This window comes from Microbacterium sp. As-52, assembly GCF_049949185.1.
GTDB lineage: Bacteria > Actinomycetota > Actinomycetes > Actinomycetales > Microbacteriaceae > Microbacterium > Microbacterium maritypicum_A.
The window spans coordinates 195,133-213,881 of the sequence record NZ_CP188171.1 but is presented as its reverse complement, the minus strand read 5'-3'; the positions used below and the strand labels follow the sequence as shown (position 1 = coordinate 213,881).

At 64.9% G+C, this 18,749-nt stretch carries 20 protein-coding genes; 15 read left to right on the top strand and 5 right to left on the bottom strand.

Annotated elements, in window-relative coordinates:
* Window positions 1-89: 89 nt before the first annotated feature.
* The 7 genes from ACLFA2_RS01065 (at window position 90) to ACLFA2_RS01035 (ending at window position 6,756) form a co-directional block, all read left to right on the top strand.
* The gene (locus ACLFA2_RS01065) at window positions 90-1,871 is read left to right on the top strand and encodes a multicopper oxidase family protein (RefSeq protein ID WP_025104940.1); all 1,782 of its coding nucleotides are present in this window, start codon (window positions 90-92) and stop codon (window positions 1,869-1,871) included.
* 157 nt (window positions 1,872-2,028) lie between these two features.
* Window positions 2,029-2,814, top strand: coding sequence for an acetoin reductase (locus ACLFA2_RS01060; protein ID WP_025104939.1), 786 nt, complete (start codon window positions 2,029-2,031; stop codon window positions 2,812-2,814).
* Window positions 2,815-3,191: 377 nt separating this feature from the next.
* Window positions 3,192-3,743, top strand: a complete 552-nt coding sequence (locus tag ACLFA2_RS01055; protein ID WP_156366483.1) for a hypothetical protein — start codon at window positions 3,192-3,194, stop codon at window positions 3,741-3,743.
* A 42-nt stretch (window positions 3,744-3,785) separates the two neighbouring features.
* Window positions 3,786-4,265, top strand: coding sequence for a cupin domain-containing protein (locus tag ACLFA2_RS01050; protein WP_025104937.1), 480 nt, complete (start codon window positions 3,786-3,788; stop codon window positions 4,263-4,265).
* Window positions 4,266-4,770: 505 nt separating this feature from the next.
* Window positions 4,771-5,103 (top strand): cupin domain-containing protein, encoded by a 333-nt coding sequence (locus ACLFA2_RS01045; protein ID WP_058631432.1) that lies wholly within the window; start codon window positions 4,771-4,773, stop codon window positions 5,101-5,103.
* Between the two features lie 163 nt (window positions 5,104-5,266).
* Window positions 5,267-6,519, top strand: a protein-coding gene (locus tag ACLFA2_RS01040; protein WP_426621893.1) for an IS3 family transposase whose coding sequence is annotated in 2 segments (ribosomal slippage) — window positions 5,267-5,549 and window positions 5,549-6,519 — 1,254 coding nt in all. Because the reading frame shifts where the segments join, the coding sequence is not laid out codon by codon here.
* A gap of 45 nt (window positions 6,520-6,564) precedes the next feature.
* Window positions 6,565-6,756: a DUF192 domain-containing protein gene (locus ACLFA2_RS01035; protein ID WP_426621892.1), complete on the top strand. Its 192-nt coding sequence runs from the start codon at window positions 6,565-6,567 to the stop codon at window positions 6,754-6,756.
* 146 nt (window positions 6,757-6,902) lie between these two features.
* Here the strand turns inward: ACLFA2_RS01035 and ACLFA2_RS01030 are convergent, their stop codons facing one another.
* Both ACLFA2_RS01030 and ACLFA2_RS01025 read right to left on the bottom strand, forming a co-directional pair.
* A complete protein-coding gene (locus tag ACLFA2_RS01030) occupies window positions 6,903-7,898 on the bottom strand; it encodes an ATP-dependent DNA ligase (RefSeq protein ID WP_426621891.1) in 996 nt (331 codons plus the stop codon).
* Between the two features lie 3 nt (window positions 7,899-7,901).
* Window positions 7,902-8,258 carry a DUF2188 domain-containing protein gene (locus tag ACLFA2_RS01025; protein ID WP_426621890.1) on the bottom strand — a complete coding sequence of 119 codons (357 nt, stop codon included), beginning with the start codon at window positions 8,256-8,258 and terminating at the stop codon, window positions 7,902-7,904.
* Here ACLFA2_RS01025 and ACLFA2_RS01020 point away from each other — a divergent pair.
* Entirely contained in the window at window positions 8,257-9,750 is a 1,494-nt protein-coding gene (locus ACLFA2_RS01020) for an ATP-binding protein (protein WP_426621889.1), read from the top strand. The genes ACLFA2_RS01025 and ACLFA2_RS01020 overlap by 2 nt on opposite strands.
* Window positions 9,751-10,032: 282 nt before the next feature.
* Entirely contained in the window at window positions 10,033-10,836 is an 804-nt protein-coding gene (locus ACLFA2_RS01015) for a MerR family transcriptional regulator (protein ID WP_025104933.1), read from the top strand.
* Between the two features lie 276 nt (window positions 10,837-11,112).
* Here ACLFA2_RS01015 and ACLFA2_RS01010 read toward each other — a convergent pair whose 3' ends face one another.
* From ACLFA2_RS01010 to ACLFA2_RS01000, 3 genes are read right to left on the bottom strand one after another with little or no spacing between them, the layout of a single operon-like run.
* Window positions 11,113-12,087, bottom strand: a complete 975-nt coding sequence (locus tag ACLFA2_RS01010) for a M56 family metallopeptidase (protein ID WP_426622454.1) — start codon at window positions 12,085-12,087, stop codon at window positions 11,113-11,115.
* Window positions 12,087-12,476, bottom strand: coding sequence for a BlaI/MecI/CopY family transcriptional regulator (locus tag ACLFA2_RS01005; protein ID WP_426621888.1), 390 nt, complete (start codon window positions 12,474-12,476; stop codon window positions 12,087-12,089). The genes ACLFA2_RS01010 and ACLFA2_RS01005 overlap by 1 nt, the downstream gene beginning before the upstream one ends.
* Window positions 12,473-13,039, bottom strand: coding sequence for a hypothetical protein (locus ACLFA2_RS01000; RefSeq protein WP_426621887.1), 567 nt, complete (start codon window positions 13,037-13,039; stop codon window positions 12,473-12,475). The genes ACLFA2_RS01005 and ACLFA2_RS01000 overlap by 4 nt, the downstream gene beginning before the upstream one ends.
* A 325-nt stretch (window positions 13,040-13,364) precedes the next feature.
* Between ACLFA2_RS01000 and ACLFA2_RS00995 the strand changes: the two genes are divergently transcribed.
* The 6 genes from ACLFA2_RS00995 (at window position 13,365) to ACLFA2_RS00970 (ending at window position 18,724) form a co-directional block, all read left to right on the top strand.
* Complete coding sequence (locus tag ACLFA2_RS00995; RefSeq protein ID WP_426621886.1) at window positions 13,365-13,850, top strand: DsbA family protein; 486 nt, start codon at window positions 13,365-13,367, stop codon at window positions 13,848-13,850.
* A gap of 79 nt (window positions 13,851-13,929) precedes the next feature.
* Window positions 13,930-14,706: a cytochrome c biogenesis CcdA family protein gene (locus ACLFA2_RS00990; protein WP_426621885.1), complete on the top strand. Its 777-nt coding sequence runs from the start codon at window positions 13,930-13,932 to the stop codon at window positions 14,704-14,706.
* The gene (locus ACLFA2_RS00985) at window positions 14,703-15,059 is read left to right on the top strand and encodes a hypothetical protein (protein ID WP_426621884.1); all 357 of its coding nucleotides are present in this window, start codon (window positions 14,703-14,705) and stop codon (window positions 15,057-15,059) included. Before ACLFA2_RS00990 ends, ACLFA2_RS00985 begins: the two co-directional genes overlap by 4 nt.
* A 58-nt stretch (window positions 15,060-15,117) precedes the next feature.
* Window positions 15,118-15,759: a class I SAM-dependent methyltransferase gene (locus ACLFA2_RS00980; RefSeq protein WP_426621883.1), complete on the top strand. Its 642-nt coding sequence runs from the start codon at window positions 15,118-15,120 to the stop codon at window positions 15,757-15,759.
* A 590-nt stretch (window positions 15,760-16,349) separates the two neighbouring features.
* Window positions 16,350-17,264 (top strand): hypothetical protein, encoded by a 915-nt coding sequence (locus ACLFA2_RS00975; RefSeq protein ID WP_426621882.1) that lies wholly within the window; start codon window positions 16,350-16,352, stop codon window positions 17,262-17,264.
* Window positions 17,265-17,314: 50 nt separating this feature from the next.
* Window positions 17,315-18,724: an MBL fold metallo-hydrolase gene (locus ACLFA2_RS00970; protein WP_426621881.1), complete on the top strand. Its 1,410-nt coding sequence runs from the start codon at window positions 17,315-17,317 to the stop codon at window positions 18,722-18,724.
* The last annotated feature ends 25 nt before the right edge of the window (window positions 18,725-18,749 follow it).

Here is an 18,749-nt window from a genome sequence, read left to right as displayed (position 1 = left end):
ACGCTCGCGTCTGCGCGCGGAACTCCATCCGTTATGCCCGTGTGCGCATAGTCCCACGACACGTCGGGCGGGCTGGTAGCGTGTAGCGCATGGCCGCCGCGCACCGCATGCCTCTGACGCCGTTCGTCGACGTTCTGCCGTTGCCCGAGCGCCTGCTCGCGCGCGATCACAACGGCCGTCTGACGGTGCGGATCCGTACCGGCTCACACAGCTTCCATCGCGATCTGCCCCGGTCGCGTGTGTGGGGCTACGACGGCACGCTCCCAGGCCCGACGATCGAGGCTGAGCGCGGCCACCCGGTCCGCGTCGAGTGGCGCAACGAGCTTGACGGCGGGCTGCCCGTCATCGTAACGATGGCCGGCGACGAGGTCGACGCCGACGGTGTGCCTGTGCAGTGCAGTCCCGGTCTGAGCGGCGGCACGCCGGACCCGCACGCCGCGGCGCTGACGGGACACTCGGTCGTGCACCTGCACGGTGGCCTGACACCGGCCGTGTACGACGGCTGGACCGAGAACCTCTTCGCACCCGGCCAGCTCGCCGTATTTGACTACCCGATGGACCAACGCGCGACGCTGCTCTGGTACCACGACCACGTGATGGGCGTCACTCGGTTCGACGTATACGCCGGGCTGGCGGGACTGTGGATCATCCGCGACCAGCGCGAACGTGACCTCGGGCTGCCCGAGGGACCACCGTACGAGGTGCCGCTGCTGCTGCAGGACCGTAACTTCGGACTCGACGAGGGCGGTCGGCTGACCGGCCAGCTGGTGCACAAGACCGACCCTGGGGTGATGGAGGCCTTCGCGCCGTTCACGGTCGTCAACGGCAAAGTCTGGCCTATCCTCGACGTCCAGCCCGCCACGTACCGCTTCCGCGTGCTCAACGGCTCCAACGCCCGCACCTTCCGGCTCGTGCTGCTGCGAGACGGCGTGCCCGAATTCGATCGCATCACTCAGATCGGCACCGACTCGGGCCTACTCCGCGAGCCCGTCGCGCTGCCACCCGACGGGCTGGTCCTCGCCTCAGCCGAGCGCGCCGACCTGCTCGTCGACTTCTCGGACCTTCAACCGGGCACCGAGCTCACGCTCTACAACACCGCCGGCGCTCCGTTCGATGGCGCGCCCTTTCCCGCCGCTGATGCCGCCGATGCCGCGGATCTCGACGCGCTGCTGCCGTACCCCCAGGTCATGCGTTTCCGTGTCGTCCCGGGCCCGGTCGCGCACCGTCCGGTGCCCCGCGAACTGGCGACCGACTTCGCCCTGCCAAAACCCGAGGAGCTGGACGCGGCGCCGCGGCGTGCCATCGCGCTTGTCGAGCGCGAGTTCGAGGACGTACCCAACATGCTGACCATGCGTGAGCTCGCCGTTGTCGACGACGAGGACGAGACGACCGGTCCGCTGATCACCCTCACCGACGGCGACCACACGACGCGCTACCGCGCGGTTGCCGCCCACTTCGAGGACACCGCCACGTTCTTCCCGATGCTCGGCCAGTACGAGATCTGGCAGCTCATCAACCTCACCGATGACACGCACCCCATCCACATCCACCTCGATCCCTTCCAGGTCCTCGCGCGCCGGCCCATCGGCTGGGAGATCCCCGACGACGGCATCGGCGATCTCGACCTCAGCGCGCGGATCACTCTCGGTCGCGACCCCGACGACGAGCTCGACCACGTCATCGACGCCAACGAGCGCGGGCTCAAAGACACAGTCCGCGTCAACCCCCACGAAATCGTCGAGATCGCCGTCCGGTTCCACGCCTACAGCGGCCGCTACATGTACCACTGCCACATCCTCGAGCACGAGGATCGCGATATGATGCGGCCCTTTGTGACCATGCCTCCCGAACTCATGCCGTTCATGGCGTGACCCTGGCACGTCAGGAGCGCCAGGGAATACAATCGATTCGCCATGTTGAAGTGGGAGACGGGCAGCCACTTCTGCTGGCCCTGCACTGTACGACGCGCCAGGCCCGCGAACATCGAATCTGCTGGGCGCCCGTTCGCGTTTGAGAAGGAGTACGAGAATGGCTATTCAGGATAAGGTCGCATTGGTCACCGGAGCCGGGCAGGGGATCGGGCGCGGCATCGCGCTTCGTCTCGCCGCCGACGGTTTTGACATCGCCGTCGCGGACATCGAGCCGCAGCGCGAGAAGGGTGATTCGGTCGTCGCCGAGATCGAGCAGCTGGGCCGAAAAGCGGTCTTCGTCGCTGCGGACGTGTCGAAGCGCGACCAGGTCGTTGCCGCTGTCGACGCAGCCGCCGAACAGCTCGGCGGGTTCGATGTGATCGTCAACAACGCCGGCATCGCCCAGATCAAGCCCGTACTCGAGATCACCGCCGAAGAGCTCGATCAGATCTTCCGGATCAACGTCGACAGCGTGGTCTGGGGCATCCAGGCGGCCGCAGCGAAGTTCGAACAGCTCGGTCACGGTGGAAAGATCATCTCCGCGGCATCCATCGCGTCGATCCAGGGGTTCCCCATCCTCAGCGCGTATTCGGCCTCGAAGTTCGCCGTTCGCGGCTTCACCCAGGCGGCCGCGCAGGAGCTCGCTCCGAAGGGCATCACGGTGAACGCTTACGCGCCCGGCATCGTCGGCACCGGCATGTGGGAACTCATCGACGCCGAGCTCAGCAAGATCAACGGCAAGCCACTCGGCCAGAACCTCAAGGAAAACGTGGAGGGCATCGCGCTCGGCCGCATCGAGACCCCCGAGGACGTCGCGAAGGTCGTGTCGTTCTTCGCCGGCCCCGACTCGGACTACGTCACCGGCCAGGTGCTTCTCGTCGACGGCGGCATGCTTTACAACTGAGTCATCACTGACCGTCTCACCACCCGCCGCGCGTCGGCGTGTGACCCTCCCGGGCGCCCTCCGGTATCGGCAGCTCAGCCCGCAGACCGAGCAGTCGGAAAGGCCTCGTGAAGATCAGACGAAGTCACGACCGGATCGTACTCACCTGCCCCTCGACGCGACCTGCGTCGGGGGGCTTTTTCGCGCCCACAAATCGGCGCCCAGTGGTGCAGCCACCTCGATACGCCTGTACTGAATTACGTATCGAACGCGTCAGCCGCAACCTCCGCGAGCTCGAGGTCAGGGCGCGCACGCACGTCCGGCGGGTTCTGCCTGCCGGGACGCTCACCGCGCGTCGAGGGCTCCCGGCGAATGTGGTGTTCGCAGCCGCCTTGTCCATGGCGTTCTTCACCGCAGACCTGTTCATTCCGCTCGCCCTTACCAGCGTGCGAGGGATCAGCGCTACACTCGCCGGGATCGTCCTGACCGCAGGCATCATCGGGTGGACCGCCGGCGCCTATGCCCCCGCCCGGCTCCTGAAGTGGGGCATGACCAAGGGGGGCATCGCGCGCCTCGGAGCGATTCTCGTCATCGCGGGTTTGACGGTGATCGGTGCCGTGATCCTCACCACCGTCCCCGTCCCCGTCGCCGCCGTGGGCTGGATCATCGCCGGGCTCGGCGCCGGTCTCGGTTTCACGATCAACTCCATCGCCGTCCTCGATGATGCCGCTGGCACGGTCGGGCGCGCCTCATCGCAGATGGAGCTCGGCAACCAGGCCGGCATCGCCATCGGCACCGGGCTCGCCGGTGCCCTGGTCGCCACCATGGGCGCCACTGCAGCCGGACTAAGCGGCGTCCTCGTCGTCGCTGGGGCCGGCGTCGTACTCGCTCTCCTCGCCTCCACGAGGTTCGCCGAAACCCACCCACCCTTGACTCCCCCCGAAAGATGATGTCGACTTGGACTCGAAGTCCGAGCACGAAAGGAGAACACAATGACCATCAACGACATCGGGCCCCGCCCGAACGCGTTCGACATCGAAGAGGCCACCCGGCGGAACGAGAACTACCGCAGCGTGGCGTGGACCGGGAAGTATTTGCAGGTCACGCTGATGTCTATCCCGGTCGGGGAGTCCATCGGCCTGGAGGTCCACCAGAACACCGATCAGTTCCTGCGCCTCGATGCCGGACAGGGCAGGGCCGTCATGGGCCCGGCCAAGGACCGGCTCGACTTCGAGCAAAACGTCTCGGATGGGTGGTCTGTCCAGGTCCCCGCCGGCACCTGGCATGACGTGATCAACACTGGCGACGAACCGCTGCGCCTCTACGCGATTTATGCCCCGGTGCACCACGCACCTGGCATCACCCAGAGAACCAGCGACAAGGCAGAACAAGACGAAGCGACCGGTAAGGACGAGCCTCCCGCATGGACCGTCCAGCCCGAGGACAGCGCGCCGGACGAGCACGCCAACTGACGTCTACTTGTGTCACCGCTCCGTAAGGATGTTGCGGACGAGGATCGTCTTGGTCCACCCCGGGCAGCGCGCCACGCTCCCGCCCCTCACGCTGGTAGGTCTGACGATCACGGATGTCGAGGCCCTCGACTGGGCCTCGTGTCAGAGTGTCGGCAAGGCCGCATGGTTCCTCGGGCAGGCCAACACTGTGCCCTGTCTGCGACACCGTGCGATCACAGAACGCCGCCACAAAGCGTCAAACTCCACACGCATGCGAACGATGCATCTGGCGGCGGAGAAAGCGGGTGCCCAGAAGCCGCTGGCAGAAATTTCACCGAGCTAAGAGGACGCCCGCCGAAAACGATCGTTTTCGGTGACCAGCGTGCTGAACGAGTGGCAGGCTCGGAGAGTAAGCCGAACGGGGACAGATAATAGGTACGAGCTTGAGCCAAGCTGTGTCGGCCAGCTTGGTTCCCGTAAGGCCGAGCAACCCCACGCACGATGACATTCGAACATCGGAAATGCTATGCAAAAGACCTCACTCATCGCCCTCGCGCGACACGAACTCTCTCAGGCGAAGGAAGCGTCCAGTGGTAGAAGCGCGAAGACCGTCTTCGGAGGACACGAGCATCAACTCCGACAAACGCTTATTGCTCTCAAGGCCGGCGAAAGCCTGGCTGAGCACGAAAGCTCCGGAGAGGCAACCCTGCAAGTCCTCGAGGGCCGCGTCCTGCTCAGATTCGGAGACCTGTCGTGGAACGGATCTCCCGGTGACCTCCTCATCATCCCGGACGGGCTCCACTCACTCGACGCCATCGAGGACTCAGTCATCCTCCTGACCGTCGTTAAGAAGCACTGAAGCAGGTTGCGTACGGATCGTGGGAACTCCGCAGTACGGTGCACTTGATCCTCTCGCGCTCATCCATGATGAGCTGATACACGATTCCACCAACAACGCGCTGCGAGAGCAGTGAGTCGCCCCGGTGTGTCCGGAGGCAGAATTCCTTGGAAGGATCTGTCTCATGGCACGTCCCAGCAAATACCCGCGCGAGCTTCGTGAGCGCGCTGTCCGTATGGTCGCCGAGGTGCGGTCCGAGTATCCGAGCGAGTACGCGGCGATCACCGCGGTCGCGGGCATGCTGGGGATCGGATCGCCCGAAACGATCCGCACCTGGATTCGCCGGGTCCAGGTCGATGGCGGGCAGCGGCCCGGTGTCGCGAGCGACGCGCAGGCAGAGATCAAGAAGCTGAAGCGCGAGAACGCTGAGTTGCGGCGTGCGAACGAGATATTGAAGGCGGCCTCGGCTTTCTTCGCGGCCGAACTCGACCGGCCACACCTGCGATAGTCGCCTTCATCGACGAGCACAAGGATCGCACCGATGGTGGGCTCCGGTGGGGTGTCGAGTCGATCTGTGCCGTGCTCACCCAGCACGGTTGCAAGGTCGCCCCATCGAGCTACTACGACACCCGGAGCCGGGAGCCGCCGGCGCGGGAGGTGTCGGACGAGCGGTGGAAGCCGATCATCCTGGCCACGTGGCGCAAGCAACGGCGGCTGCTCGGCGCTCGAAAGCTCTGGTTGCGGTTGCGACGTGAGGGGCATGACATCGCCCGCTGCACGGTCGAGCGGCTCATGCGGGAGCTCGGGATCGCTGGTGTCGTCCGTGGGCGGCGCAAGAACCCGGTCGACGCGGATCCGAGGGAAAGCAGGCCGGCCGACCTCGTCGACCGGCACTTCGCCCGGTTCCGCACGAATCAGCTCTGGGTGGCCGACTTCACCTACGTGTGGACGTGGTCGGGGTGGGTGTACGTCGCGTTCGTGTTCGACGCGCACTCCCGTCGCATCCTCGGCTGGCGGGCCGCGACGAGCATGACGACCCCGTTGGTGCTGGACTGCCTCGAGATGGCGCTCTGGACTCGGCGGCGCGAAGGCGCCACCGGCTTCGCCGGACTCACGCATCACACCGATGCCGGGTCGGTCTACACATCGATTTCGTTCACCGACCGGCTCATCGACGAGGGCATCGCCCCGTCCGTCGGGTCCGTCGGTGATGCGTACGATAACGCCCTCGCGGAGTCCCAGATCGGGCTCTACAAGTCCGAACTCATCCACCACGAAGGCCCGTGGCGCGACGTCGATCAGGTCGAGGTCGCGACCGCCGGCTGGGTGCAGTGGTTCAACACCGACCGAATCCACGGCTCGATCGACGACCTCACCCCGCTCGAGGCCGAGCAGTTCAGCTACGCTCTGACCGAACCCCTCGAACGAGCGGGCTGACACCAGAAACCAGCCCTCCGGACACGCCGGGGCGACTCAACCCGCGTGCCGCTCGACGTCGTGTGGATCCGCGACGGGCGCGTGGCGGGGATCGCTACGCTGCAACCGTGCTCGAGCGCGCCATGTCCCCACGAAGCCTCCCCGGGGCCCGTAGACGCGATCCTCGAAGCTCCGGCCGGCACATTCGGCAGCGCCGCTCCCGGCTCAGTCGTCGACGTGGGGTCCGTGCCCGATTAAGGCGGCAGTGCTCAGCCCAGCGGTCGGGGCGGGCCCACCGGTCGAGGGGCTAGATGTTCCACCATCGAAGCGCAAAGGCGAAGAGCGGATCGACGATCCGCACTGCCGATGTCGGGCCAGACTCCTGAAACTTGGTGACGCCTCAATCAGCGAGAAGCCTCGACCTCGGCAACAGGGACGTCCGGCCTAGCGCGCAGGAAGCGCACGACATGGCGGAAGGACCGGCCCGTCATAGCCACGTCTGCTGCTATCTCGACGACAAACGGTTGGACGAGCGTCAGCCGTACCGGCTCCCTTCCTGACCGATTGAACCGGCTAAGGGCCCCCGGCTTCACCTCCTGCGGCCACGGGTGAGGCTCCGCAGGCTCCCGCAGCAACCGACCCAGTTCCCGCGCGGTGCTCGTCGCGAGGGTCGTCGAACGTCCAACTATCCGCAGCTCCCCGTCTATCGGCAGACCGATCACGAGTTCTTCGGGCCGCTCCCGCGCACCGATCACGGCGGCACAGATGACGTCGAGCGTGTCACGGTGTTTCACCTTCACCCACGTTCGATCACCGCCGACGTAGGGCTGCGCGCCGCCCTTGACCACGAGCCCTTCAACCCCTGACGCCACGAGAGTGTCGAACCACTGGGCGGCTTCCGCCGCATCCGCGGTGACGGGGGAGAGGTTCAGCGGCGGCGACCATTCCCGCGCCAGCTCTTCGAGCAGCGCGCGCCGATCGTCCAGACGTAGGGCGCGTGCGTCGCGATCCGCGATCGCGAGGATGTCGAAGGCTACATACGACGCCGGCTGTGCACGGGAGAGCTTCGCGACGGTGCTGCTACTGCCGTTGGTACGGCGCAACAGGGCGTCGAAGTCCAGGCGGTCGTCCGACCACACCACGGCCTCGCCATCGAGGATGACGCCGCTGGGCAGCTGCGCGGCCGCGGCGACCAGTTCTGGGAATGCGCGGGTGAGGTTCTTGCCCTGCCTGGACCACAGAGTTACGTCCTCGTCGTCGACGACGAGCAGCAGCCGAAATCCATCCCACTTCGGCTCATACCGCGCGCCGCCCGGTAGCGCATCCTCGGCCGGGACCGTTCCAGCCGGCCGGGCCAACGCCACGCCTAGCGGCGGCCGCAGCCCGACCGGCAGGGGCATGGCTTAGCCCTTCACGTCTCGGGGGTCGTTGCCGTAGCTGTTGCGCTCGGCAATTTGTCCGTTCTCGTTCTTGATGATGTGCTCCACCTGGCGTTCCTTCGCGAGGTCACGTCCAGCGGTCACCGCATCTTCTTTCGTTCGGTGCGGGCCGCCTGTGGTCGAGCTGTCGCCGGTCACGCGGTTGTGCCAGGCGCCGTCCTCGTGGAAGGTCTCAACGTCTCCGGTAGGCATGTTGCTCCTTTCGTCTGGAGCTTCATTGTCGGCCCGGCGCGCGGTGAAGGGACAGCCCTTGCGGGAACCCCGCCGGGTCTTACCCGGATCGGCGCGACGCAAATCGGGTGCGACGTAAAGTGTGGGCATGGCACTTCGTCGACAGAAGAAGCAGACACCAGCGCAGCCGCCGATCGTCGAACCCGAGGCATCAGTTTCGGTGACCGACGTGTTCACGCCGTCGGTGCCAGCCGGCCGCGGCTTTGTCGGACGCGAGACGGAGATGCAGGACCTCGTCAGCATGGGGCTCCGGGTTCCGGGCACTCAGGTCATCGTGTGGGGAGAGTCTGGGGCCGGCAAGTCCTCCCTCATCAATAAGGCTCTAGCTACCGAGGGCCAGACGGCCGTGAAGACCGCCTGCACCCCGGACTCGACCTACGAGGACATTCTCGCCGCCGCGTTCTCCGGAACGGGTGCCTTCTATGTCACAGAAAGCACCGAGCATACCGATGCGACTCTAGCCGTGGCAGGCACTATCGGGAGTGAGCTGATCGGCTCCAAGGTGACTGCCGAGGCGGAGTTGAACAAGGGCACGGGACTAACACGTCAGCCGATCGCCAGGCCACAGCTCAGCCCTCAGCGTTTGGTCGCCGAGCTTGGCGCGCGAGGGTACTCATGGGTCATCGAGGACTTCCACAAGGTCACAGAGTCCGAGCGCGCACGAATCGCACATGCCCTGAAAGTATTCTCCGACGACGGCGCTAAGTACCCTTCCACGCGCGTGATCGTTCTCGGGGTCTCCGAATCGGTCGACGAGCTGGTTCAAGACTCAATCAACATCAGCAAACGGATCATCGACATCGAGGTTCCCCCACTCGATCACGGCGAAATCGGCAAGATCCTGGACGTCGGCCAGAACTTGCTCAACCTCGACTTCTCGCGTATCCGTACCCAGCTTCTCGATACAGCAGTGGGCACGGCGAGCATCGCCCACGCGCTGGCACTGGCGTGTTGCCTCCGGCGCAAGGTCACCCAGCCCGCCTCCGATACGGTCACCTTTACCGCCAAGGACTTCGAGGCTGCCACGCAACAGTATGCGCGAACCCGCTCGAGCGCCCTCAAAAGCCGGTTCAAGAAGGCGCTGAAGGTCCACCGCAAGCGCACTTACGACAACACGGAGATCATCCTTCGCGCTCTGACGCAGCTCCCCGAAAGCGGCGGCACTGTCGGCGAAATCCTGGCGGTCATCCGCCGCGATCATCCGAAGTACCCGTCGGGGAATGCGACTAGTTACCTCCGGCAGCTCCAGGAGGAAGAGCGGGGCTCGCTCATTCGCAAGACGTCGTTCGGGGTCTATCGCTTTGATGAGCCTCTGCAGCACGCATATGCAAGGTCGTATTTCGGTTACACCTCGGACGCAACGGACACAGCCGCCGCGACAACCTCGAAGTACCGTCTTACCGCTAGCGCATGGGAAGAAGTGGTGAAGTCGACCTTGGTAGTGAGGTGGTCGAGTCTGCGTGAGGAGATTGTGACGGCACGCGAGGAAATGACCGAGGACGACCAGCCCGAGGCGTGGGAGCTTGAAGAGAACACAGCCGCAGATGCCGAGGGCGACGAACCGGACGCAGCGACCGCATGACCCCTCGCTGACTCCTGCCGTAAACGATCGTTTACGGCCGGCCTGGATGTAGGGGGCGTGACGGCTGCCACAAACGGTCGCCGCAATCAGCAGGGGGTTCCGGCGGGCCCGCGCGACGGGGTGCCTCGTGTCGTATGGGCTACGCGACGCCCGTCGCGGTTCGGCTGGCGTTACGCACCAGGTGGCGTCGATGTGACGTCTCGTGTATCTAGAGGGCGGACATGACGCGGAATCCAGGACGACACTTGACTCTGACACTGTGGAAGGCGAGAGAACTGAGACATGTTATCCATAGGAGCCTTCGCGCAGGTCGGCCAGGTGACCCACCGGATGCTGCGGCATTGGGACACCGCTGGTCTGCTCGTACCAGCTCACGTCGACGAGTGCAGCGGCTACCGTTCCTACGATCCCTCGCAACTTGAGCGCCTGCATCGGATCGTTGCACTGCGGCAACTGGGCTTCGGTCTCGACGACATCTCGTCGATTCTTGAGCGCGGAGTCGACGCGAATCGCATCGCCGCTCTGCTGCGTATCCGACGCGCTGAGGTCGAGCAGGAACACCGCATCGCTGCTGACCGACTCGTTGACGTGGAACGGCGGCTCCAACTTATCGAGAAGGAGAACCACATGTCCCAGATAGAGATCGTTGAGAAGTCGCTGCCCGCTGTCCGCCTGGCCGCCCGCCGGGTAGTCGTCGCAGATCAACCTGAGGTCGCAAGCGTGGTGGGTCCCGCGTTCGATGCCGTTTCCGAGATCATCGGCGATGAGTGCGGGTCTCTGACGACGCCGATCGCACAGTACGAGACGATTGAAGCCGGTCTGCAGGTCATCGCCGGCTACGCCTACAACGGGCCCGTCCGCGATGGCTTCGAAGTTGTCGACCTGCCCGCTGCTGATGCGGCCGTGTGTGGCATCCATCTCGGTTCCATGGATCACATCGCCGAAAGCTGGCAAGCGATCCACGCTGAGATATTTGCTAGAGGGCTTGTTCACGCAGGGCCGTGTCGGGAACTCTATGTCCGGGCGATCTCGGAAAACCAATCCGATTGGGTGACGGAGTTGCAGCAGCCTGCTCGTCGCAGCTGAAGACCGTCTATGTCGAACCTGCATTCCCTCTGGCTGCTCTCATCAGGGCGGTCATGTTCGCTCGCCGAAAACGATCGTTTGCGGCAAGTGCGCGAAGCGGAGCACGTTAGCCGTACCGCAAAGGTCGACCGGAACGCGGATTCGGCGGACGTTTCTGGCTGTAGCTGCTGACAGCCTCGGCGACCGAAGTGCGTTTCTAGGGGGACATCCGTGGCGCGCGTGTAACTGTTGAGGTGATCGCCCTGTGCAGAGTCAAAGATCGCCCTAGTTGCTCGATCAGGAGCAACCCGTAATCGCAGCGGAAGCGTATGGAATCTGAATAGCAACGGAGACGATGCCCAAGGCCAAAAGGTACATCGCAATCGCGAACAGAGGGACTGCGCCCGACAGGCCAGCACCTGGCCGCACGAGCTGTCTGATCCGTTCAGGACCGGCGGCATGTAGCGCGGCGGGGTGAGAGCGGGGCGATGTATCAAGAGGTCGCTTCGCCATTTTGAGCAAAGCCCCGACGAGAGCGGGGGTTCCGACGGCTTGTCGCGCGTGGTTGTCGGCCGCGATCTCTAGATAGTGAGGGATTGCTTCGGCGACCGCTGCGACGAGAGGCACCCATCGCAGATAGGCAGCGATCCCGTCGACCAGCGACGAGATCAGATGGTGACGCTGCCGCAGGTGAGCATCTTCATGTTCCAGCACGGCGACGAGTTCATCGCGGTCGAGCGAGCGGATGGCGCCCGAGGAGAGGACGATGCCACCATCACGCAAGGCGAATGTGAGCGCGAGGACTCTCTCGCTGTCGATGACGGAGACTTCGTGACCATGGAGACGGGTACGAACCGATCCTGACCGAACCGTTTCGGCGGTGACCCGCGCTTTGTGCGCATTCCGTAGCATTCGTGCGCTCGTCGCTACACCCAAGGTCAGCGCGACGGCCGCTGGTACGACGAGGAAGAGAATTGTCGGAACAAACGAGCTCGTCGCTGAGTCGAAGAAGGGATTCGCCGCCGCCAAGCAACGCTGACAGACGTCAGCCGCCTGCCCGGAGAGCACCACGGGTCCGGACCCGGCCCAGGCGAGCACTGGGCCGATGGCCAGCACGGATCCTATCCAGACGAGCATCCCGCCGACAATCAGTCCGATCGCTACACGAGGGATTCGAACCAGCGCCGGTGCAGCTCGACGCAACAGCCACGGGCCGAACACGGCGAAAGCCGCTCCTCCCACGAGGAGAAGAATGGCGACGGTCAGCGGCATCACGGCCGTCCAGCCTCGTTCCGGTGATCCAGGTACTCACGGAGGAGGTCGATCTCATTCGCCGGCATGGAATCGACGAATTGCAGTATCGACGACACGCGGTCATGCGTGCCGGCCAGTACCTGGTCGATGAGGCCTGCTGCATGCTCTTGCCGACTTATGCCGGCGGCATATCGGGTCGATCGGCCCTGTCTTGTGATGACTAGGAGACCCTTCCGATCAAGGTTCCCCAGCACGGTCGCGATCGTGGTGTATGCGGGGTCAGTGGGGAGCCCATCGATGACCTCTCGGACGGTCGCGGGGCCGTGCTCCCAGAGCACATTCATCACCTGCGACTCGAGCGCACCGAGCCGAAACACCTCGCGAGGTCCATCTCCCGAACTGTTCATGCCACCACCCGTGCCCGACGTCGCGATACCGGGCATGCCACCTGACCGCGCAGCCGCGCGACAAGCGCTATCCCCGTCGCGACCAGCGCCACGGCGGCAAGGACAGGTTGGAAGGGCGCAAACCATGCGATAGCTCCCGAATACCCCAGTGCGAGAAGCGCCAGCTTGTTGCAGACCGGGCATCCCACCGCGAACCACGTCAGTAATCCGCCGGCTACACCGAGTCGTCCGCTCCGTCGATCACTGCGATCAGCTTCGGCCTCTGCTGGAGCGGGATCCGCTGGATCGAGTGATGAGTCACCCTTCACGTAGGTGCCAACGAGCATTCCTGACATGGCCGCCGTGAGAAGCAGGACCGGCCAGTTCCACCACACTGGCGGGATATCGCGAGCGAACACATCGTTGGGAATCAGAACGGTGACGAACCCGATCACGAGAACGACGGGTACCGCAGTGACTGCCGCGGCCAGGACCTGCCGCGGCCCCCACCTTCGAAGCGCCTGCGCGGCGAGTGTCAGGCTCTCCCGCTGCGCCCGGAAGAAATCAGGAACGACGCGCTGCATGGAACCATCATCACACGAGGTCGACTATCTTGCATAGTCGACTATGTTGGATAGTCGACTAGCACGTACCCTGCGACCAGGAGGTCCACTTATGACGAACGCACCGACGCCCCGGCCATGGCCAGCCTGGGTGGTGCCAGTGGGGGTTCTTGCCCTCGTGGGCATCCTCATCGCGCTCGTGCTCTCGCTTGTCACTCCTTCTGAGCGCGGTTCCGATGAATCGAGTGGCCCCACCGTGGTGGAGAACCCGGCGGGGCCTGACCTTTCTGCGGCGGAGAGCCGTGACGAGAGCGATCTCCTCGCAGCCGGTCCTGCCGATGCCCCCGTGGTCCTCGTGATGTTCTCCGACTACCAGTGCCCGTTCTGTGCGCTGTGGAGCGAGAACACATTGCCGGCGATGATGGAGCACGCGGAGAACGGCGACCTGCGGATCGAAGTGAGGGACGTCAACGTATTCGGCCCTGCCTCCGAGCGTGCTGCACGAGCTTCCTATGCAGCCGCCCTGCAGGGATCGTTTTGGGAGTATCACCACGCTCTCTTCGCAGACGGACACCACCGCGCAGAGGCCAACCTCAGCGAAGAGGCGCTCATCGCTCTCGCAGACGACGTGGGCTTGGACGTGGAGAAGTTCTCGACAGATCTGAATGCTCCTGCGACAGCGGAGGTGATTGCGAAGAATCAGAATTTCGGACTCGAGTTGGGCGCGACGTCGACGCCGATGTTCGTACTGGGTGGCAAGCCGATCATCGGTGCACAGCCGACCGAGGTCTTTGAAGACGCGTTCCAAGCCGCACTGGAATCGGCGCGCTGAGGTCGTTGTGGAGATCGGATTCGTTGCCGCGTTCGTCGGAGGAGTGCTTGCGCTCCTGAGCCCGTGTGCGGCGTTGCTGATGCCCGCCTTCTTTGCGTCGACGATCGGCACCGGTTCTCGACTCGCGCTCCACGGTGCAATCTTCTACGGAGGCCTGCTCGTCGTTCTCGTTCCGCTGGGGGTCGGAGCCGGGGCCCTCGGAGCGCTCTTCGTCTCGCATCGCCAGGTGGTCGTTCTCGTGTCATCTGTGGTGCTTGTTGTTCTGGGGATCGCACAGACTCTGGGCTTCGGATTCGACCCTGCCCGCCTCCTCCCGGCAGGTGCAGATCTCCACGCCCGCGCCGCTTCCAAATCGGGCATCGCGAAGACCGCGATCCTCGGCGCAGCCAGCGGCATCGCCGGCTTCTGCGCCGGCCCGATTCTGGGTGCCGTCCTGACCCTGGCGGCAACCCGCGGCAACGCCGTGGCAGCCGGAGCGCTCCTCGCTGTCTACGGCGCGGGGATGGTCGTTCCGCTGCTACTGATCGCCGCACTGTGGCAGAAGCTGGGCGCCCGGGGGAGACGGGTGCTTCGCGGCCGCACCTTCACCTTTCTCGGTCGCCAGTGGCACACGACGTCAGTGATCACCGGCCTGCTCGTCACCGGCGTCGGCATCCTCTTCTGGGTGACAAACGGCCTGGTGGGTGCACCTGAACTCGTTCCCGTGGAGGCTCAAGCCTGGTTGCAGGCGAATGCGAGCGTGTTGGCGAATCCGCTTGTTGACATCATTCTCATCCTCATCGTCGCTGCCCTCATCCTCGCCCTGTGGAGCCGTCGCCGTAAGCATCTCCCCGCCCCAACAAGGGGTCCGGAATGACCGAGAGTATGAGCTCGATGTACCCCATGGGGTATATCGAGCTACCCTGGTCGCACGGCCCGTCGGAGACGAAGGAGGAGACGATGGCTCGAAAACTCTCCGAGACGAACGACCCTCACGACGACGCAGGATCGGAGGCGATCGCCGCGCACGCGCGGTCAGGCCACCTCGACATGAACGACCCAGTGATTCGCCGCGAAGCAAATCGAGCGATGCGGCAGGAAACCCTATCCCACCTGTGGGGCGACAGTGCTCACCGAAAGGGGGTGCAGAGGGCGCTGTTCATAGCGCTCATTGTCCTCGCGGTGTGGATCGCGGCACTGTTCACACCGGTCCTTCTCGGGATCACATGACACCGTGGCCTCCACCACACCCCCGCGACATCACACGATCACAGAAAGCGAGCCAACCATGACGGACGCAGAGTCTTCCGACGCACACAGGTTCTGGGAGGCCCGATACGCGAGTTCGGAGGCCGTGTGGTCAGGGCGTGTCAATACGGTCGTCCGAGAGGTCGCTGAGTCCCTGGATTCCGGATCGGCACTCGATCTCGGCTGTGGCGAAGGCGGCGATGCCGTGTGGTTGGCATCCCGCGGGTGGCGGACGGTGGGCGTAGACCTCTCTGATACTGCTGTGGACAGAGCTCGCACCGCCGCGGCGAGTGTCGGACTGGAAGCCAACGCTGTCAGATTTGTTGCAGCCGACTTGAGCGAGTGGACGACCACGCAGACGTTCGACTTCGTCACATCGGCGTTTCTTCACTCCTGGCCGGTGGAGATCCCAAGGTCGGACATCGTGCGACGTAGCAAGGACTTCGTGGCGCCCGGCGGCTCGCTTCTCGTCGTGGCTCACGCAGCGCCGCCCCCCTGGGCTGATGCCGAATCCGCCTCCTCCGCGAGCTTCCCGACCCCGGAAAGCGATCTCGCGACCATGGAGCTTCCCGACGGTTGGCACGTCGACCGCTGCGAACTCAACGCGCGCGAGGCGATCGGTCCGGGTGGGCGCCGCGCGACGCTTGTCGACAGTGTTGTCCTGGCGCGCCGCCCGAGCTGATCAAGAGGAATCGTCTACGCGTTATGAGGTCGAGCACATGCCGCGCGGAATGCAGGTCCCCGCATCGGCAGTTTCGCCACCGGTCCGAGCAGGCAGAAATCAAACACAGCTGACGCGAGGAAAAGCAGACCTGGGGCAAGCAGGAGCAGCCACCACTGGCCCGCGATCACACCGACCGCGCCCAGAGCAACGCCGAGGATGCCCCGCACCCAGCGGCCAGCGGTCGATCCAAGAAAAGCGATAACAGGCATGACACGCCTCCGATTCCATACCCCCGTGGGTATACGGCCGAGAATAGCGCACATCACGAACCGCAGGGTGGAGACTTCTGTTGAGAATCTGCGGCAGGGATCACCGCGCGGTCGACATGACAGGGATCAGTGATGAACCGCCGCCCGACTTGGACCTGCGCAGCAGTCGCCGCCGTACTGGTGTTGACGGGATGCACGAGCGAGCCGCTGGGAGCTTCTGCGGGGGAGGTCACGGCAGCGAGCGACACTGTCTCTTTCGATCGGTCCCCCACCCGATTCGGCGATGGTTTTGTGGCCGTCCGCTATCCGAGCGCACAGTCAGCGGAACTCACCTTCATCGTGACAGACGGAGAACAGCAATGGGAAGCACGCACGAATCCCGCCGGCACGGGGTTCGCTGTCACGCGAGTCGATGGGGAAGACCTGCTCGTCATCCTCGATTCCGACGCAGCCCTGCACAGCGGTGTCATCGCCACAGCGACCACGGCGACTGCGTTTCGCGACGACGGGGCCGTGGCGTGGGGGCCGGTGAGCGTGAACGGCGGGATGTCCGACCTCGGCCTGATCACAATCGAGATGCTGGGCGGCGCTCTGACCGACGAACCCGCATCGGGGACGGCACTCTCACCACGCACCGGCAAGACGCTTGACCTGCCCGACACCGAACGGCCGGCATACGCGCACGGCGGACTTCTGGCCTCGAACACGCCGACCGGGGTCGCCGTCCGAGATGCGGCAGCTGACGGGGCGCCGCTGCTGTGGCAATCCGAGCCCGAAGCGCCACCCGGGGCAAGCGGTCCGGCGCGCGTTGCGGCAGACCCGACGAGATCTGCGGGTGAGATGCTCGTCCTGGAGTGGCCGACAGTCGACGGTGCCCAGTTCACGGTCCACCGGTTCGACGACGGCACGCTCCTTACGGCTCTTCCGGGCGCACCTGCTACGAGGAGCCTCTCCACGCCGACTGGTGACACCGTCTTCTTCACCACGGACACATCAAACGGACGGACCGTGATCGCCGTCTCGCCGACCCTCGGCGGACTCTGGCAGCACGAGGTTCCGTCAGCCAGTCAGCCCGTGTCGGCCACCACGGACAGCGTCTGGTTCACCGCCTCGAGCGGATATTTGAAATGGGACGTCGATACCGCCACATTCGTCGATGACCCCGGCCCCGCGCCCACACTCGTGCTGCGCTCGGGCACAACGCTCATGGCGACGACGCAGGCGACAGAGTTCACACTCACACCACCACCTTGACACGCATACCCCTGGGGGTATGCTGTGATGAGGTTTTCGAAGGGAATGTCATGCTGTTGGAACGCTTCTATGATGAGGATCTCGCTCAGGCCAGCTACCTGATCGGGTGCCAGGCCACGGGGGACGCCGTCGTGGTCGATCCGCGACGGGATGTCGGGATCTATCTCGATGCGGTGAAGAAGCACGGGCTGCGCATCACAGCCGTGACGGAAACCCACATTCACGCGGACTACCTCTCCGGCACGCGCGAACTGGCGCACGCCACCGGCGCTGATATCTTCGTCTCCGGCGAGGGCGGGGTCGACTGGGAGTATGGCTTCCCCGCAAACCGCCTGCATGACGGTGACATCATCACAGTGGGAAACATCCGGGTGCAGGCACGGCATACGCCCGGACACACCCCTGAACACCTTGTCTTCCTCGTCACCGATGGCGCGTTCGCTGACGAACCGGGATACGTCCTGTCCGGTGACTTCGTCTTCGTCGGCGATCTCGGGCGACCCGATCTTCTCGACGAAGCCGCCGGCGGGGTGGACACCCGATTCCAGGGTGCGCTGGATCTGTTCGACAGCCTGCGCACGGTCTTCCTCGCGCTTCCTGATCACGTGCAGGTTCACCCCGCGCACGGCGCGGGAAGTGCGTGCGGGAAGGCGCTCGGCGCCATTTCGTCGACGACCGTGGGCTATGAACGGCTTCACGCCTGGTGGGCGCCGTATCTTGCCGCCGGCGACAGAGACGGATTCGTCGCAGAGCTTCTGGACGGGCAGCCTGATGCGCACGCATACTTTGCGAGGATGAAGCGGGAGAATCGGGATGGCCCCTCGGTCCTCGGCCCGCTCCCCGACCTGGTCGAAATCGACGCGAACCGCGCTGCGGCTGCCGTCGACGCCGATGAGGTCGTCTTCGTCGACACCCGCACCCCTGACGCCGTGAGGGCGGGCTCGGTTCCGGGCGCCTTGGCGATCCCGGCTGTGGGTAAGACGGCGGCATGGGGCGCGTGGGCGGTGGATCCCGAACGCGAGAAGCGCCCGCTGCTGCTCCTCGTCCACGACGGGGCTCAGGCCATCGATGTTCGCGATCACCTCATCCGGGTCGGCATCGACTCCTACGCGGGGTTCATCACCGCACTCGGCGATCTCCCGACGGTGCCATCAGACACAGTCTCGCCGGAGTCGGTGGCAATCCTCGAGAACGCGTTCGTTCTCGATGTCCGACAGGCAAGCGAGTACGCCGACGGGCATGTCCCCGGGGCGACCCGGATCGGCGCCGGGCGGGTGCTGTGGGACAGCGATGCGCTTCCCGCGGATCGGACGATCATCACCTATTGTCAGAGCGGTGCCCGCAATATCGTTGCCAGCCAGGCGCTACGTCGAGCGGGAATCCCGGTCGTCGAGCTCGAAGGCAGTTACCTCGGATGGGTGCGCGCCGGCCAGCCGGTGGAGACACCCGCAGCATCCTGATCCTCGATTAGTTGTGAAAGAAGCG